The sequence below is a fragment of the Gemmatimonas sp. genome (assembly GCF_044376735.1).
In the GTDB taxonomy this organism is placed as follows: domain Bacteria; phylum Gemmatimonadota; class Gemmatimonadetes; order Gemmatimonadales; family Gemmatimonadaceae; genus Gemmatimonas.
Window position 1 is genome coordinate 1 of the sequence record NZ_JBILKJ010000028.1, and the last position, 17,122, is coordinate 17,122.

The 17,122-nt window shown below is 65.8% G+C and carries 11 protein-coding genes; 2 read left to right on the plus strand and 9 right to left on the minus strand.

Going from position 1 to position 17,122, the window contains the following annotated elements; translation table 11 throughout:
* Positions 1-181: 181 nt before the first annotated feature.
* From ACIRA7_RS06635 to ACIRA7_RS06670, 8 genes are all read right to left on the minus strand, one after another.
* A complete protein-coding gene (locus tag ACIRA7_RS06635) occupies positions 182-1,501 on the minus strand; it encodes a CitMHS family transporter (protein ID WP_396220086.1) in 1,320 nt (439 codons plus the stop codon).
* 9 nt (positions 1,502-1,510) lie between these two features.
* Entirely contained in the window at positions 1,511-3,430 is a 1,920-nt protein-coding gene (locus ACIRA7_RS06640; RefSeq protein WP_396220063.1) for a CocE/NonD family hydrolase, read from the minus strand.
* A 44-nt stretch (positions 3,431-3,474) separates the two neighbouring features.
* Positions 3,475-4,176: a carboxypeptidase regulatory-like domain-containing protein gene (locus ACIRA7_RS06645; protein ID WP_396220064.1), complete on the minus strand. Its 702-nt coding sequence runs from the start codon at positions 4,174-4,176 to the stop codon at positions 3,475-3,477.
* 89 nt (positions 4,177-4,265) lie between these two features.
* Positions 4,266-5,108, minus strand: a complete 843-nt coding sequence (locus ACIRA7_RS06650; protein ID WP_396220065.1) for a DUF4397 domain-containing protein — start codon at positions 5,106-5,108, stop codon at positions 4,266-4,268.
* A gap of 69 nt (positions 5,109-5,177) precedes the next feature.
* Positions 5,178-5,678: a hypothetical protein gene (locus ACIRA7_RS06655; protein WP_396220066.1), complete on the minus strand. Its 501-nt coding sequence runs from the start codon at positions 5,676-5,678 to the stop codon at positions 5,178-5,180.
* Entirely contained in the window at positions 5,678-7,318 is a 1,641-nt protein-coding gene (locus ACIRA7_RS06660; RefSeq protein WP_396220067.1) for a hypothetical protein, read from the minus strand. The genes ACIRA7_RS06655 and ACIRA7_RS06660 overlap by 1 nt, the downstream gene beginning before the upstream one ends.
* A 70-nt stretch (positions 7,319-7,388) precedes the next feature.
* Positions 7,389-10,688, minus strand: a complete 3,300-nt coding sequence (locus tag ACIRA7_RS06665; protein ID WP_396220068.1) for a SusC/RagA family TonB-linked outer membrane protein — start codon at positions 10,686-10,688, stop codon at positions 7,389-7,391.
* Positions 10,689-11,241: 553 nt separating this feature from the next.
* Positions 11,242-11,910, minus strand: a complete 669-nt coding sequence (locus tag ACIRA7_RS06670) for a hypothetical protein (RefSeq protein WP_396220069.1) — start codon at positions 11,908-11,910, stop codon at positions 11,242-11,244.
* A 237-nt stretch (positions 11,911-12,147) separates the two neighbouring features.
* Here ACIRA7_RS06670 and ACIRA7_RS06675 point away from each other — a divergent pair, with 237 nt between their 5' ends.
* Positions 12,148-14,394, plus strand: a complete 2,247-nt coding sequence (locus tag ACIRA7_RS06675; RefSeq protein ID WP_396220070.1) for a GWxTD domain-containing protein — start codon at positions 12,148-12,150, stop codon at positions 14,392-14,394.
* Positions 14,391-15,608: a hypothetical protein gene (locus tag ACIRA7_RS06680; protein ID WP_396220071.1), complete on the plus strand. Its 1,218-nt coding sequence runs from the start codon at positions 14,391-14,393 to the stop codon at positions 15,606-15,608. Before ACIRA7_RS06675 ends, ACIRA7_RS06680 begins: the two co-directional genes overlap by 4 nt.
* 395 nt (positions 15,609-16,003) lie before the next feature.
* Here the strand turns inward: ACIRA7_RS06680 and ACIRA7_RS06685 are convergent, their stop codons facing one another.
* Positions 16,004-17,119 carry a hypothetical protein gene (locus ACIRA7_RS06685; RefSeq protein ID WP_396220072.1) on the minus strand — a complete coding sequence of 372 codons (1,116 nt, stop codon included), beginning with the start codon at positions 17,117-17,119 and terminating at the stop codon, positions 16,004-16,006.
* Between the last annotated feature and the right edge of the window lie 3 nt (positions 17,120-17,122).

A 17,122-nucleotide genomic window follows, 5' to 3' on the forward strand; every position in this document is an offset into this window, starting at 1 on the left:
TTCACGGGGTCAGAGTCGTTGACCGGCGTTCAACGACTCTGACCCCTTGAACCCCTGACCCCTTGAACCCCTTGAACGCTGACCCCTTGAACGGTTCTTCGCGCGCCTTCGCGCCCTTCGCGAACTTCGCGTGAACCAGCGGACTATCGGACTGGCACAAGGCCGTCCGATAGCTCGGCCGCTACCCCCGCAGCGGAATCACCAGCGTCACCAGTCCCGCCAGCAAGAGCACGGCGGCCGAGCCGAGTGCCCACTTGAGCGTGTAGCGCTGATGATCATCGAAGTCGACGCCGACGAGTCCGACCAGCAGAAACGTGGACGGCACCAGTGGACTGAGCAGATGCACCGGCTGTCCGATCAGCGACGCGCGCGCCATCTCGGCCGCCGAAATACCGTACGCCTGCCCCGCTTTCGCCAGAATGGGCAAGACACCGAAATAGAACGCGTCGTTGGAAATGAAGAACGTGAACGGAATACTGAGCACACCCGTCACGATGGCGAGATACGGTCCGAGTACCGGCGGCACCAGACGGATCACGCTGTCGGCCATGGCGTCGACCATCTTGGTGCCCGACAGGATGCCGGTGAAGATGCCGGCGGCGAAAATGAGCCCCACGACGGCCAGCACGTTGCCGGCATGACGTGACAGCAAGGCCTTTTGCTCATCGATCGTCGGATAGTTCAGCAGCATCGCCACCGCAAAGCCGATCATGAAGATCACTGGCAACGGCAACACCGCCGCGATCAGCGCCACCAGCAGCGCAGCGGTGAGCAGCGCATTCACGAGCAGGCGATCGGGACGCCGATGCTGCGTGTCCTCACCGATGTCCGGATTCGCCAGCTCCTCGAGCAGGACCTGCGCATTGGCCGACGACCCGGCCCCCGTGGCCGCGAGTCGGCGGCGTTCACTGAGCCCCAGCCGATACGCGACGTACAACACCCAACACACGCCAACGACGAGCGCCGGGATCATGGGCACGAACACCGTGCTGACGTCGATAGAAAGCGCACTCGCCGCGCGCGCCGTCGGCCCCCCCCACGGCAGAATGTTCATGACGCCCCCGGCCAACATGGTGACACACGCCAGCACGAGCGGCCGCATGCCGAGCCGTCGGAACAACGGCAGCATGGCGGCGGTCGTGATCATGTAGGTGGTCGAGCCATCACCATCGAGCGACACGAGCAGCGCCAAGGCCGCCGACCCCACAACCACCTTCATCGGATCGCCGTGCACGAGCGCGATGAGCCGTTGCACGAACGGCTCGAACAGCCCGGCGTCGAGCATGATCGCGAAATAGAGGATCGCGAACATGAGCATCACACCCGTGGGCGCCAGCTTGGTAATGCCAGCCACCATCATCTCCCCAAGCTGCGGCGCGAATCCGCCGGCCACCCCGAAGGCGATCGGCACCAGGATCAGCGCGGTGAGCGGAGACAGCTTCTTGGTCATGATCAGCGTCATGAAGACGATGACCATGCCATAGGCGAGCAGCGTGAGCAGCATCGCCGACTACCGGCGCGCGGGGGCGAGCGGCAGCACGATATGCGATGGATACGTCGCGCTATGCTGAATCGAGATGTCGGTGGTGATCATGCGGCGATTCTTCCCCAACGGCTCGCCGGTGTTCGGATTCACGTCGAAGCGAGGGAAGTTGCTGCTCGAGATATCGACGCGAATGCGGTGCCCCTTCTTGAACACGTTGGCCGTGGGAAAGGGATCGATTGTGAACTCGTACACGCGACCCGGCTGCAGCATCACGGCATGGTCGCGCGTGGCCCGGTACCGCCCGCGCACGATGGCGTCGGTGAGATTGAGATCGAAGCCCCCCGGCCAGTCGGTGCTCGAGGGGTAGACATCCACCAGCTTCGCGGTGAAGTCGGCATCTACCGTGGAAGCCGATGCGAACAGCTTCACGGTGATCGGCCCGATCACCGTCATGTCCTCAGCCAGCGGCTCGGTCTGAAAGACCACGACGTCCGCGCGCGAACGCAGCGGCAGCCACGGCGCCGCGGACGGCGGGAAACGCGGGTCTTCGCGCTGATTGTACGCCCCGTCTTTCAAACGCGCCGACGCGCCGCCGCCGATGGTGGGCACCGGATGGCGCGGATCGAAGGTGTAGGTGGTCTTCGACTGCAGCGCCTTCGGCTTGGTGGGGCGGAGCGAGCCGTCGGCCTGAAAGTAGTACGGCACCATGCGTGTTCCGGTCACCGGCCACGTGTCGCTCGTGCGCCAGTATCCGCCGTGCAGCAGACGCCCGTTGGCATCCTTCCGGCCATCGCCCGTGCCCATCACGAACACGCGAACCGCGGGATCCTTCTCGACGTCGTTGGCCACACCTTTGAGGTAGTGGTCGAACCAGCGCAGATGAAAGTCGGTGAGGAAATCGGGGATCGCGGCGCTATCGCCATAGGCCACATCGCCGGCGAAGCTGCGATTGTTCCCGCCGTGTGTCCACGGACCGATCACGATACGCTGCGGCGTCTTCTTGAGCTTCCGGAGTTCGGTGAAGTTCTTGAACGTGCCGGCGGTGAAGATGTCGTACCATCCGCCCACATGCAGCATGGGGATGTCGGATGTTTCGCCGTAATGTTCATCCCATGCGAGCATCGGATCTTTCCAATACGCGTCGTAGTCGGCGTGCTCGAAGAAGTCGAAATACCAGCCTTCGTATTGCGAATCGACCGACAATGGATTGAGCCCGCGCCGCATGGGCTGCACGCTGTACCAGTCTTCGACTTTCTCCTTGGTGAGCAATGCCTTCACGTCGGGGGAGCGCGCATCGGCCAGCAATTGGCTCCACGCCCAGGTGAGCTGGCGTCCCATCTCGTAGGTGCCGCGATAGCGCACGCCGTGGTCCCAGCCGTTGGCGAGGCCACCCATGTTGAGCACCATCGACTTGAGCGACGGCGGGTTGTATTGCGCCGCGCCGGCTTCGGTGTGCGCCGAGAATGACGTGCCCCACATTCCCACGATGCCATTCACGTACGGCTGTTTGGCCAGCCATTCAATGACGTCGTAGCCGTCGGTGGCGTCGGCAGGCTGCACTTTCGAGAACGTGCCTTCCGACTTGTAGCGGCCGCGCGTGTCCTGCAGCGCCACCACGTATCCGCGTTCCGCATACCACACGGCCAGGTCGGCGAGCGCCGTCTTGTTGTACGGGGTGCGGTTGAGCAGCACCGGCAACGGCTGCGCGATGGGCACGCCGTTGCGCCCGGGGCGGTACACATCGGTGGCCATGCGCTTGCCGTCGCGCGTGGGGATCATCAGGTCGGTCGACGTCTTGATGGCGTCGTATTGCTTCGGTGAACCCACCCACCCTGGTGGCGGCATCCGCGAGGCATCTGCCGCCGGGGTCACCTGCGCAGAGAGGAATAGCGGGGCGCCATGGCACAGCGCAGCGAGCACGAGACATCGCATGGGTCGAAGCATGCGGAAACTTGGCGCTCGGCGAAGTGAGCCGCTACCGGCAGTCGCTACCGGTCGCCCTTGCCCCGCGTGTAGATCACGATGGCACCCCAGGGTGCGCGGTCGCCGAATTGCACGGCGGCTTCCGTCTTGCCCAGCAGTGCGAAGAAGTAGACGTCGCGCGGATTGATATTGGGGTAGCTGCCGCTCAGCGGGACGCCGTCAATCACGATGGTGAGACAGCGATTATAGCGCGTGGAGCGGATGCAGTCGTCGCGCCGGCTGGGGACCACGAAGCCCGGGTAGCCCGACGAGCGCAATAAGTCTTCGAAGGAGTTCGATCGTTCGCGGAGCTTCTCGACGTCGGCCGGCGGGAACACGCGCCAGCCGCGACGGCGGGCTTCGGTCAGTCGGATATCGTTCAACGACGGGGTGGCCTTCACGCGCACGGTATCGGTGCGGATTCCCGTTTCGACGACGCTGAAATTCACGTCGAGCGTATCACTGGCCCCAAGGGTGAGCTCTTCGGAAAGCGTCGGCTCCATGCCGATGCGTGTAATCGAGATCGCGAAGGGTTTGCCGTCGGCATTGATACGGAGCTGAAATCGGCCCTTGTCGTCGGTGACGGTGCTCCCCACCGACCGGCCGTCGCGCAACAGCGCCATAACGCGCGCTTGATCGAGCGGCCGGTCGTCGCCGACAAGGCGTGCCGTACCGCGAAGCACTTGGGCCTGCAGGCGGTGCGGGAGGAAGACCACGGCGAGCAGCATGGCCAAACGCACCGCGACCGCGAGCGGGACTTTCGTCTCGGTCGCGGTCGCGGTTGGCCTGCTGCCGTGGTGGCCCACCCTGGGACGGGTTACGGGTTGGGCGTCGTGCGCGGCGGCTGCTTGTCCACGAAGAACACCACGCCCGGCGTGGTGAATCGCGCGCCGGCCGAGTTGGCCGGCGTGGCCGGGAAGGCAATCGCGGTCATGATCGAGCCGGCGATGGTGGCGCCACCGAGCGGATCGACGGACGTGCTGCCCGCGGTGCCGGCCGGCACCGCCGCACTGATCACGGGGGTGGTCGACCCCGCCGCCGTCACGCGCGCCGCGAAGGCGCCCGTGGCCCGGGCGAGATACGCCGACACCGTATTCAACGCCACGTTCGCGAGCAACGGCGTGCCGGTGATGGCATCCGTCGTCGTGGGCGTGGCGTAGATGTCCACGTTCCCGACATCCAGGCCGGCGTGGATGGCGCGGAACGCGATCCCCGAGGGCGTGGTGGGCAACGCGTCGGTGATGTTCACGATCCGCTGCCGCGGCGTGGAGCCGGCGCGGGCGTACCCGAGGTGCAGCAACGTGTAGTACTTGCCGGCCTCGAAGGTGATCGTGGTGTCCACGAGGATCGTGGTGTTCCCCGCCGTCGTGAAGTTGACGGCGTCCGCGGTGAAGACGCGGAACTTGCGGGCGCCGGCGGCCGTGGGCTGGTACCCCCCTTGGCCGAGGCCGCGGAACGCCACGTTCGCCCAGGAAATCGGCGAGTACTCCACCTGATCGATGAAGCGGACCGTGGTGTTGAGCGTGTCGGGGACCGCGTTGATGTAGCGAACGAACGCCAGCGGCGGCGTGTTCGGCGTGGTGGGCCCATCGCTGGGCTCACTGCAGCCGACCATCGCCGACACTGCTACGCCAAGAAGTGCAAATCGGGAGAGCCGCATGAGGCAAGGACTCCGAGAGAAAGCGAAAAAGAAACGGGTAATGAGTCGACCGCGCGAGCGCGTAGCCGCTCAGGACTGGGGAGGACCATCACCGGGGCGATCGGTTACCGGATCTCCGAAGAGATCGAGCGACTTGCCGAGCGACGAGATGATGGCCAGAGCGATAGTACCAACCAGCAGGAACGTTTTGAATTTCGACAGCGTGCGGGGGCGATACCCGAGGATGGCCTCCTCAGGGATCGACACCCGTTCACCGGTCCACGTGGCCGTGTTACCGCGCAGGTCGGTCACGCGATACACATCGAGCACGAGGGCGCCGTTTTGCAGGCTGACGACTTTACCATCGATTCGGTCTACACTGGCTCCGACCCGATCCCCCAGCAAGACGCGGCCGCGATCGTTGAGCACGACGCCGACTTGCTGTGCGGGAGCGGGTGGCGAGGACTGGACCGGCAGATAGGAGAAACACCCGATCTGGAGCGCCAGCGCCAGCGCACACAGGCCGCTCACCGAACGCTGCGCGATCGTGTCCGATCGCGAACGCAGGGCGCGCACCTGAGCGTTGATCATCAGAACCCGTACGTGCCGCGCGGCGCGCGGTTCGTGCCGTTGTAGTACGTCTTCTGGCGGGCCTGCATTTCCTGGTACGGCACCGGCCACTCGACCGGCGTGCCCTCGACCAAGTCGCCCCAGCCGCGGTTGTCACTGAACCAGATGAAGTAGCCCGTGTACGCCGTCTCCATGCGCTTCTCGTACTTCATGGCTTCGAGCAGACCGCCACACGCCGTGCTGGTGAAGTTCGGCGCCACCGGCACGCGCGGCACACAGGTCGCGAGATTGGTGGAGTACGGCGCCGTGGCGCTCGCCACGGTGCCGATCGCATCCAGGCCGTTCCTGACGCGCGTCAGGTTCACCAAGGCCACCGCGGCCGGCAGATTGCCCGTGCGGATGTACCCTTCGGCGGCCAGCATATCGATCTCGGTCTTCGACATGTCGGTGTACGGACCGGTCACGGCGTTGAGCCACGAGGCCCCGTAGCGACGATGATCGTACTGCGAATCGCCGGGACCGACGAGCGGCACGTCTTCACCCGTGGGACGGTTGCGGAAGTAGACCCCGGTCGGCAGCGACAGCGTGGGCGCCGTGGCCTGCTGGGCCGCGCGGGTCGTGCCACGCGGCCACCGCAGATCGGGGCTGACCACCGTGAAGTCACTGCGGGAATCCCGCGCCGTCGCCAACCACGCATCGTACGCGCCGGAGACGTCGGCCATGCCGTAGTAGAAGTACGGCACCGCATGCCACCCGCCCACCACGTACATCTGGTTGAAGTCGTACGCGGCGCTCCACCCCGTGGTGCCCCCGAGGCTGATCGTGTGGTCGGCCGTGATGCCGTTCGTGGCATCGGCGATCACCGCGGCCCAATCCACCGCCGCCCGGGCGGCCGGCGTGCGGGCCACCCCGGCGCGCAGCCGCGCCTTATGCGACCGCGCCAACCGCACGAAGTTGTCGCGCGTGAGCGCCACGCCGCTGATCCACGTGGTCGGCAACGGGAAACCGTTCGCACCGGTGGTGGCGGCGGCCGAGTTCGCGATCGCGATCGCGGAATCGAGCATCTGCAAGGCGGCCGTATTCACCTGGGCCGCGCCCGACAGCACCGGCACCTCATCACTCGGCGTGGCCGGCGTCACAATGGCCGCCGAGTCATACGCCAGCGCCAGATTGCCGAGCGCCTGCCCGAGAATCAGGAACGAGAACGCCTTCGCGCGCGCGTCCTGTGCCGGGCTGCCGATGGTTTGGCCCGACGTGGCCAAGCGATTCACCGCGGCAATGGCGTTGGACGCCGTGCGGGACACCCGCGAGAACTGATTGAAGTTCGCGAGATTGCCCGTCTGGTTGTCGTTGCCCAGTTCGTTCGAAATGATCGAGCGCGGGATCTGCGAGCGCGCCGCCATGCCGAAGTTGGCCACCGACGCGATGTTCTCGCCCGACAAGATGCGCGCCTGCGTGTTGACCGATTCGGTCGCGCGCTGGGTGTTGTTGAGCTGCACCCCCAACCCGGCCACCACGCCTTCCACCCCCGAGGGGGTGGCGTAGGCGCGTGCCACGTCCGGGTTGTTGACGTTGACGACGTCCAGTGAATCACCGCTGCAGGCCATCAGCCCCAGCAGTAGCCCACCGGCCGCAATGTACTGCGAAACGTGCTTACGCATCGAATCTCCTCAAGAGGCTGTCCACCCGCGCGCGGGCCTTGTACGCCGCGCGCGGTGTGAACTCCGGGGGTCAGAAGCTGGTGCTGAGCGAGAACGTGAACTGACGCAGGTTCGGGAACACGTAGCCGTCGTTGGCATTGAGCACGGCGGAGCCGAGCTGGCCACCTCCCAATCCGACTTCGGGATCGAATCCCGTGTACTTCGAGAACGTGATCAGGTTGCGACCGATAAGGGCCAAGTTCCAGTTGCCCACGCCGCCGATCGAACCGATGCGGTACCCGATCGAGAGTTCGCGCACCTTCACGAAGCTGGCGTCTTCCACGGTGTTGTTGTTCGGTCCGAGCACGTCGTAGAGACCGCCGATCCCACCGGTGGACACGGCGCGGAAGTAATACCCTACCGGCTTGGCATCAGCGACCGACTTGCCCTGCTGGTCGGTGTCGGCATGCATGAAGTCGCCGAGCGACCACTGACGGCCCTGATTCCAGACGTCCTTGCCCACGGTGGCGTCGAGCAGGCCATACGCGGTGAGGCGCTTGTAGCGGAAGTTCTGCGCCATTGACCACCGGAACGCCGGCAGGGCCTGCCCAACCGGAAGCACCGGCACCGCACCCGTCGCGTCCCGTTCAAGAATAGGCATACCCCAGCTGAGCGGATCACCGCCGGTGCCGCCCTTCCACGGCGCCGAAGCGGCCGGGAGGCGCGTCATCCACAGGTTCTTCGTGATCCCCTCGGCAAGGGTATTTCCCTGTCCGACGTAGACGACGAAGCCGTCCGAATTGGTCTGGAAGTCGAGCCCCGATCCGCAGCGGCTCTGGAAGTCGGCGGGGAGCTGACCGCACTCCTTCACGAACCGGCGACCCCAGATCTGCCCCATGTTGCCACCCTGCACGATCTTGAACATGGTGCCTTCCACGAAGTACTCGGGAATGTCGAGCTTCGTGATCACCGACGTGGTGCGGTCGTAGTTGAAGCGCAGCGAATAGTCGACGTGGCGCGAGGCCACGAGGGGCACGTTGAGCGAGACTTCGATCGTGTTGTTCGTGAGCTGACCCGCGTTCGTCCACTGACTGGCGAAACCGGCCGCGGCCGGCGGCGGCGGCTGCAGCAGCTGGTCGTCGATCACGTTGTTGGACTTCGTGATGGTGACGCCGTACTTGCTGAACAGCTCGAGGTCCATACCGTATTCGGTCTCGGTGGAGACCTCGGGACGGAGGTTCTTGTTGCCAAGCTGGTTCGGGTTGAGCGCACCGCCCGCCCCGATCGTGAACGTCTCGTACTGCGCCGTGAAGTTCGGGCGGTTACCGGCCTGCCCCACGGAGTAGCGGAACTTGAGGTCCGAGATCTGGTTCAGGTTGAACCACGGCTCGTCGGACAGGCGCCACGCGAACGACGCGCGGCCGTACGTCTGCCAGCGGTTGGCGGCACCGAACAGCGAGGCGGCATCGCGACGCACCAGGGCGCCGACGATGTAGCGGCCCTTGTAATCAAGATCGAGGTTGGTGAAGAAGCCGAGCTGACGCACGGTTTCCGTACCACCCGAGGTGAAGAAGTTCTGAATCGCGGCGTCGGGATCGCGCAGCCCCGGCACGGCGAGGTTGTCACCACCCGTGCTCTGCGAGCGCGAATCCTGCGTTTCGTACAGGTAGCGCAGCGTCAGGCGCGACGTGAGGCTTTCGTCGAACCAGTTCTTGCGCGCCGACACGTTACCGGAGGCGTTGAGCGAGTACGAGCGCCCCGCGCTGCGGCTGATGTTACCGAGGTTGGTCGAGCTCAGCGCCGACGTCCGGTAGCCGCGATCCTGCTGCTGCTCCTGGAAGTTATTGCGCGCGTCGTAGCCGAAGTTGAACTCACCATCGAGCCAGCTGAGCGGCGTCCACCGCGCCGTGGCGTTGCCCACGAAGCGATCGATGCGGTTCAGCGGCTGGAAGTTCTGGGAGTTGTACGCCGGGTTCACGTTCTGCGCACCCTGATTCTGCGCCACCGTACGGATGTACAGGCGACCCTTGGAATCTTCGGCGAACAGCTGCGCGTTGGCAGGCTGCCGCGTGAGGCCGAACCAGCCGGCGCCGTTGTTGTAGTCGTTGGCGCTGGAGTAGTTGGAGCGCAACGAGAAGTTGATGTTGCCACCCAGCTGCTGGTCCACATTGAGGCGCATCGAGTTCCGCGTGTACCCCGGGAGCAGCTTCACCGACCCTTCCTGCCGCAGTTGATTCACCGAGGCGAAGAAGTTGGTGCGCCCCACACGACCCGTGGCGTCGAGCGTGGAGTTGATGACCTGCCCGTTGGTGACGAACTGCTGAATCGGGTTGTAGGTCTTCGGGAACTGGTTCACCTGGAACAGCGCGCGCGACCCCACGCCGCCCGGATTCCGGGAAATGCCACCGTCATTGGCGAACGTGACGGGCGGCAGTGCGAAGTCCCCGCCGTCATTGTTGATGCGGTAGGCTTCCTGATAGATGTCGACGGTACGCGAACAATCGGCCTGTCCCGGCACCGTCACGCAGAAGCGCGACGCGTTCTCGTCCATCAGCATGAAGTGCGTGGTCGGGTACCGGTACTCGTTTTCGATATCCGACACGCCGTACTCCACGTTGGCGCGGAACTTCACGCCCTCGCTCTGGTTCTTGCCCGAGCGCGTGGTGATCTGGATGACGCCGTTACCGGCGCGCGAGCCGTAGAGCGACGAGGCGGCGGCACCCTTCACGACTTCGATGTTCTCGATGTCCTGCGGGTTGATGTCCTGCAGGCCACCCTGCGACACCACGCCGTCGATGATGTACAGCGGGTCCTGCCCACGGCCCGAGGCGTTGATCGACTGGGGGCCACGGAGGATGATCGCAGGCGCCGTGCCCGGACGGCCCGAGGCCGACACGATGTTGGCGCCGGCCACCTTACCCTGCAGCTGCGACAACGGGTTGGAGCCCGGCACGGGCATGTCCTTGTCGCTGACCTGCGCCACCGAGAAGGCAAGCTTCTTCTGCTCAGTGCCCGCGGTCACGCCGGTGGTGACGACTTCCTGGAGGCGATTGATGTCCTTGGCCAGGGAGAAGTCGAACGTCTGGTTGCCGGCACGCAGCGTGATCGGCTTGGCGTCGGCTTTGTAGCCGATGGAGCGGGCGCGCAGCTGCAACGCCTGCCCACGGAGACGATCCGCCGGGATCGTCATGGTGTAACGGCCCGCCGCGTTGGTTCCCACCGAGACGGCGAGTTCAACGATGTAGACGTTGGCGTTCTCAAGGGGATCACCGAACTCGCTCTTCACGGTTCCGGTGATGACGGCCGAACCCTGTGCCTGCGCCACAACGGGCATCAGCAACAGGGCAACGGCGATGGGGACCTGCGACAGCCACCGCATAAATCTCGACATGCTCAGCCCTCGGCGCATCTGAAGCCGGAAACGGGGGGAGAGGAATCTCACCGACGGGAGTGGAGATCCCGCCGGCCTACCAACCCAGCCAACCGCCTCCGCAGAGGAGAGTCAGCCAGGGTACTGCACCGGTCGCGCACGCGGGTCGCGCTCGCGCCGGGGAACATCAACAAAAAACCCGGGTACGACCCGTTGCAGCACCCGAGGGTGCGCAACCGGACCGAACGCCTGAGGGAGAGATCGATCTGATGGGGTTTCCATGATCTGGGACCAAGCGAGCGCCAAGGGGACTGTCCCCCCTCGGTCCTGCCGGTCCCTGCCATGAGAACCACAATAGTATCGTTCGCGTCACAGGGCGGCAATGCCGCCTCACTGTTTGTGGGACCACACGGACCATCCGAAACGAAGCCGAGCGCCCGATCGAAGGAATTCGACCGGGCGCTCGCTGTTTTTCGGGGACGGATCGCGGTGTGTCAAAAGCGCACGTTCCGTAGTGCGTCAATCGCGCCGTGCTGTTTTCCCACGATTGGATCGGCCGTGCGCGACTGGCGCGTCAGCGCCGCACCAACGGCGCCGGCGTCCAGTTGAAGCCGATGGCGAAGCTGTCCTGTGCACCGGCAAGCTCGGACCCGGTAAACGCGGCGGCGGCACGCACCGCGAACTGCCGATTGACCTGGAGATTGACGCCGAGATCGAAGTTGAGGCTGACTTCCGACCGACTGCCGCTGTCGCCCCCCTTGCCGCTGGCGACATCAAGCGATGCGCGAGGATGCACGAACGGCGTGAGCGCCACACCCTGCTCGAGGTCGAACGTGTGCCCGATGCTCACACCGACCGGAAGGCGCACGACGGTGGAACCGCCCCCGAACGCCGCGCCGGCCCCCGCCGTGAAGAGCAGGTCGAGCGGCTGATCGCCGCTGGCGTTGGCGAGTTCCTGCCCGATGCCCGCGCCCACGAACAGCGACAGGTTGTCGCTGCCCTTGCGGTCGATCAAGCCGGCATCGAGTTGCCAGTGCCGACGCGGCGCCCACCCTTCGCGCCACTGGAACAGCGCCGTCGTGCCCGCGCCGCTCGAGACGGCGGCGGTGTAGTCCCGGGTCGAGGCGGTCGGCACCTGCATGGAAGGATAGTTAGACGCCTGCGCGTCTGCGCGTTCGCTTACGGTAACGGCCGCCACGAGGGCGCCCAGCGTGAAGGCCACGGTCGTCCGCATGGTCATCATCGATCAGGCTCCGGGGTACAGGAAAGTCAGATTAGGAATCGGCGGGAATCAACGCCAGCGCACCGTCGTGCGCCACAGCAAGCCGGAACGAGCGCGTGCCGTCCAGTTCACTACGCGCGCATCGGTCCACAGATTCTTTCCCGTGAATCCGATCTGCCCGACGACCTCGTGACGCGTCTCGCGTCTTTTACCACACAGGCTCGGCTTTGGTCCACGCGTCGGCGATTCGCCCGGCGCATGGCGGTGGCGGCCATCACCTTGGTCGCGCCGTGCACGTCCGTGAGCGCGCAGACACGTGCCACGGTCATCGAGACCGACATCGACGCGTTGATCCGGCGCGGCCTCTCGCTCGCGGCCAACGGCGATACCACCGAAGCGCTGGAGGTGCTCGAACAGGCCACCGATCGCGCGCCGCGGAATCTCGAGGCGCTCTACCAGCGCGGGCGATTGCTCACGCGCACGACATCGCTGGGGTTCAACAATACGCCGCGGCAGGTGCTCGCCTGGCGTCTGCTGAATCGCGGCGCCGATCTTGCGCCGCGCGACGCGCGCTTCGTGCTCGAGCTGGCGAGGCTGCGCCTGCGCACGCCGCTGTTGCGGGCCGACGCCGAGCGACTCCTCGCCAAGGCCGTGGCCGTGGCCGTGGCAGCCGCCGATACGGTGATGATCGCCGAGTCAGCGAGTGAATTCGGCCGTCTCTTCGAGCGGCGCTATCGCACCACGCGGAAGCGTCACGTGTACATCGCCAACATCTTCTTCGATCCGTACGCCGCGCGCAACCGCCTGCACTACGTGCGCGAATTCCTCGAGCATCAGATTCGCCCCATCGAGAATGCCGGCGCCGCCGATCGCGCCGAGGCCGATCGGCTGTATCGGTTGGCGTTAGCGGCCGATCCAGCGCATTTCGCGAGCGCGGTCGGCTTGCTCGGTCTGTGGTACGATGAGCAGCGCTACCCCGAGATGCGCGCCGTGGCCGCGCCGTTCCTGACGCGCGAGTACGCCCCCCGGCATCCGAACCCGATGCCCGCCGATGCCACTGTGGCATCGGTAGCCTCGATCGCGTTTGCCGATGGACTCGCCGCGGCCCGCCTCAACGCGCTCGCCGACGCGGAGCGCGCCTTCGCGGCGGGGCTGGCCTGGCTCTCCGCGCACGATCGTCGCGACCTGCTCGATATCTCCCGCCTGCTCACGCCGGGAGACAGTGTGCGCGTGGCCGGCCTCGCCGACGACGCGCGCGACGCGACGGTGCGCACCTTCTGGGAGACGGCCGACCCGCTGATCTCCACGCCGGAGAATGAAGCGCAGATCGAGTACTTCGCGCGCGTCGCAGTGAGCATGCTTCGCTACGACGACGTCGAACAGGGTGTGCGCGGCTGGCGCACCGATCGTGGCATGATTGTCATGCGCTACGGCGAGCCACCGGTGGAGGTGCTGCTTCCGCCGGCGAACGATATCTCGGCGCGCGACGTGACCGGTCGCGTGGTGACTGTGTTCTCCTATCCGGCACGCGAGCTGGAGTTCGTATTCTCAGGGCCCCCGGCCATGAACTCGGCCAACTTCGCCGGTGACTTTCGCGACGTCGCCGATCAGCGCCGCAACGATGAACCGTTCCGCCTCGATGCCATGACCGCCAGAACCCGCGTGGACTCGATGAGCGTGCAAGTGGCGCGCTTTCGTGGACGACGCGCCGGTGAGTATCAGGTGGTCACGGCCGCTGCGGCCCTGCCGGCGCGCTTCTACGACGGCGTGGAGATCGACCGCGGGCTATTGTCGATCCGGTCCTTTCGCGGATCACCCGACCGCCTGCGCCTGGTCGACTCGCAGCGCGTCACCATAACGTTGCCGACGTTGCGCCCCGTGGAGTATCAGCGGCTCGACACGCTGCCGGTGGGGGACCATCGCGTGCGCATCGAGGTCGTGGACGCCGGGGTGCAGTCGGCCGCGGCGAGGGCCAACGTGTTCCTTTCGTTGCCTCCCGTCCGGGATACGTCGCTCGCGCTGAGCGATGTACTGCTGGGTGCGCGCGCTTCGGCGGCCATAGGCCGTCCGCTGCGTTCATTGGCCGACGCCGGCGTGCGCCCGCTGTTCGGCACCCGCATCGTACCACGCGACACGTTCTCCCTGTATGTGGAGGCCTACGGGCTTCGACCGGATGCGCGGGGCGATGTACAGATCGAGGTCGCACTGGCGGTCACGTTGCTCGAGATCAATCGCTCGGGGCCGACCATCGAGCGATGGATGGGAAACCTCGCGGACGTCGTGGGCCTCACCCCCGAAGGCGACAAACAACTCGGCCTGCGTTTCACGCGGACGGAACGCCTCGATGGCCGCGACCGAGTGCCGCTGTTGACGTCGATCGGGATGGGAACGGCGCCGAACGGCCGGTATCGGCTTGACGTGGTGGTGCGCGAGATCGGTAGCGACCGTCGCGCGCAGTCATCACGGGAATTCACCATCGGCTCCATGGAGCAATCTCGGAAATGACCGCTTCGACTCGACAGCTGACGTTACGCGCGCTGTCGCTCACGGTGGCGCTCTCGCTGCTGATCGGGACGGCAGCGCCCGTCCTCGCCCAAGGTGCCGTCGATGAGACCGCGGGGTCGCCGGTCCGTCGATTGAAATACACGGTGATCGGCGCACTGGTCGGGGTCGCCCTCGCCGGAGGATATGCCAGCGCGGTCGACAAGGCGATTCCGCCATCGTGCGATCCGTGGGGCTGTGCGATGCCGTTCCTGAGCGTGAGTGGGGCAATCACGGGACTCTTCCTGGCGCGCGAGATCGATGCCCAGCGACGGGCGGAACGACCGCGGGTTGGTGTTCGGGACCGCGTGGGGCTCGAATACGCGGTCCTACCCGCGATGCCGGATGGCATGTCGCTTCACGATTCGCTGATCGCAGTCGTGTCCGACAGCGGTATCTCGATCTTCGCCGCCGAGGCGAAGCCGCGGGCACTACGTCGTCGCGGCATCGGATTGCGCGGCCTGCGCGATGTGGCGATGCTGCCGGGTCATGCGCGGTTGCTGGTCAGCAGCGACGTGGCGCTGTACGGCACGAGCAGCGTGTCGGGTGTGGCCTCGCGTCTACTGGACGGTGCGATCACGGCTATCGCCGCAGGTGGTGACGGTTGGCTGGCGGCGCGCGGCGCGGCGGTCACGGTCGAACGGCAACGCGGTGGTGCTGCTGTTCGCGACTCCATCAACATTGGCACGACCGCCAGCAGCGCGGCGTATGACGAGAGCTCTGGATCGTGGTGGGTAGGCACCGACTCGGCGCTGCTTCGTGTGGAGTGGACCACGGACGCCCAGAACGGGCTGCGCATCGCCGAGAAGATCCCGACCGGCGGTGGCGTTCGCGCCATCGCGTCGTCGCCGGCGTGGATCGCGGTGGCGCTCGGCGAGGCGGGAGTCGCCGTCTGGCGACGTGGCGCCGCGGGCGGTGGTATCGTCACGCCGATACGCCTGCAGAGCGAGCCACGGTTCGCCTACGATCTGGCGTTCTACCAGAACACGTTGCTGGTCGCCGGCGGCACCGACGGCTTGGTGCGCATTGCTCTCGAGCCTACACCGACGGTGTTGGGCGTGTCGCGCGACCTACCCTTTGCCACGCTGGTCAAGGTAGATGCGAGCAACGGCATCTGGGTGGGAGATCGCGGCCGCGGCACGCTCAATCGCGTGACGTATCCTGACATGTTTCGGTGACTCTGGCGAAGGGGTGATCGGCGACGGCTATTGGTGCTCCCGACCATCCTGAGAACTGCCTTTACCGCGGATTGACGCGGATCGAACGCGGATGAAAACCGCGTAAGGATTGGGCGCGTCGGAGCTGCACGCTGGAATGTTGCTGCGGCATGGCTTATCCGCGGTGTGTTCGTGGTGATCCGCGGTCAGGCGGTTTTTCCCTGTTTTACCGCGGATTGACGCGGATCGAACGCGGATGAAAACCGCGTAAGGATTGGGCGCGTCGGAGTTGTACGCTCAAACTTGGCAGCGGCATCGCAGTTTTTTTGCGTTGCCACATCGACATTGCAGATCGGAAACGCAAAGCGCGCCCGGCGATGATCGCCGAGCGCGCTTTGTGTGCCACAGTGGCCGGATCAGCGGCCGCGGATCGACGGCGGCAAGGTGGCTTCGAGGAGCGTCGCAGAACCCATGCGACCTTCGATGCCCGCCTTGGGCTGCAGATTGACGCGCACGAACCCGTAGTTCTTCCACGCCGGCGAGCCGGTCGCGTCGGGGATCGTATCGGCCGAGAGACGCGACGCCATGGCGAAGATCACGCGGGGGCTGTCGAACACGACGCTCGGGGCGGGGTTGGTCTTGTCGGCGTCGTACAGCGAGATCCCACGATTCGGATACGGCGCGGTGCGCCGTCCGAGATACGTGGTGTCGTTGAAGCGGCCGGTGGTATCGAGCTTCACGCCGTACGCGTTGTAGTAGTAGCCAACGGGCGGACGGAAGTAGTTCGAGTCGTTCAGGATCATGATGTTGCCACGCACTTCCACGCGGCCGCGCGGCACGATGGTCATCGCACCGTTCGTGGCCACCACGAACTCCTGATTGGCGCCGGGGTTGCCGGGCTGCGCCGGAATACCGCGACCGAACGTACCGAACCGCAAGCTGGCAACGCGCGTCGCATTGGCCTGGCTGCGACGCGCCCACAGCGGACGCACCTCACCCGGCGCGGCACCTGCGGCACCCGGCTCGATACTGATCAACACCGTGGTCAGCGAATCCGTGGCGACGAGCGCCGGCGCCGACACGCGCGACACCGCTACACGCAGCGCGATATTGGATCCGCCAGCTTTGAAGCTGGCACCGGTGGTCGTGAACGCCGTGTTCGTGAACACCGGATCGCCCGCGGCATTGATCGACGAGTCACGACGGGTCGCCACGATGTTGAGCGCCGTGGCCGGCGCGAACTTGGTGGCCGAGTCGTTGGCGAACCACACGGTGTAGTTGCCCGTGGTCAGCGTATCGAGACCGGCGAGCGTGATGATCACCGAGTCGTTGGCCGGCGTGGCCGACGCCACGATACCGACGGGATAGGTGACCGTACCACGCGGCAGGTTCGTGGAAGTCCGGAGGAAGTTCGTACCGAAGCCGAGCGCTCCCACGGGCTCGGTCGTGATCGACCGCTCGTTGCCACAGGCCGACGAAAGGCCAATCGCAGCCACGCCGGCTACCAGCAGAAAAGGACGCATGATGCGCATCGG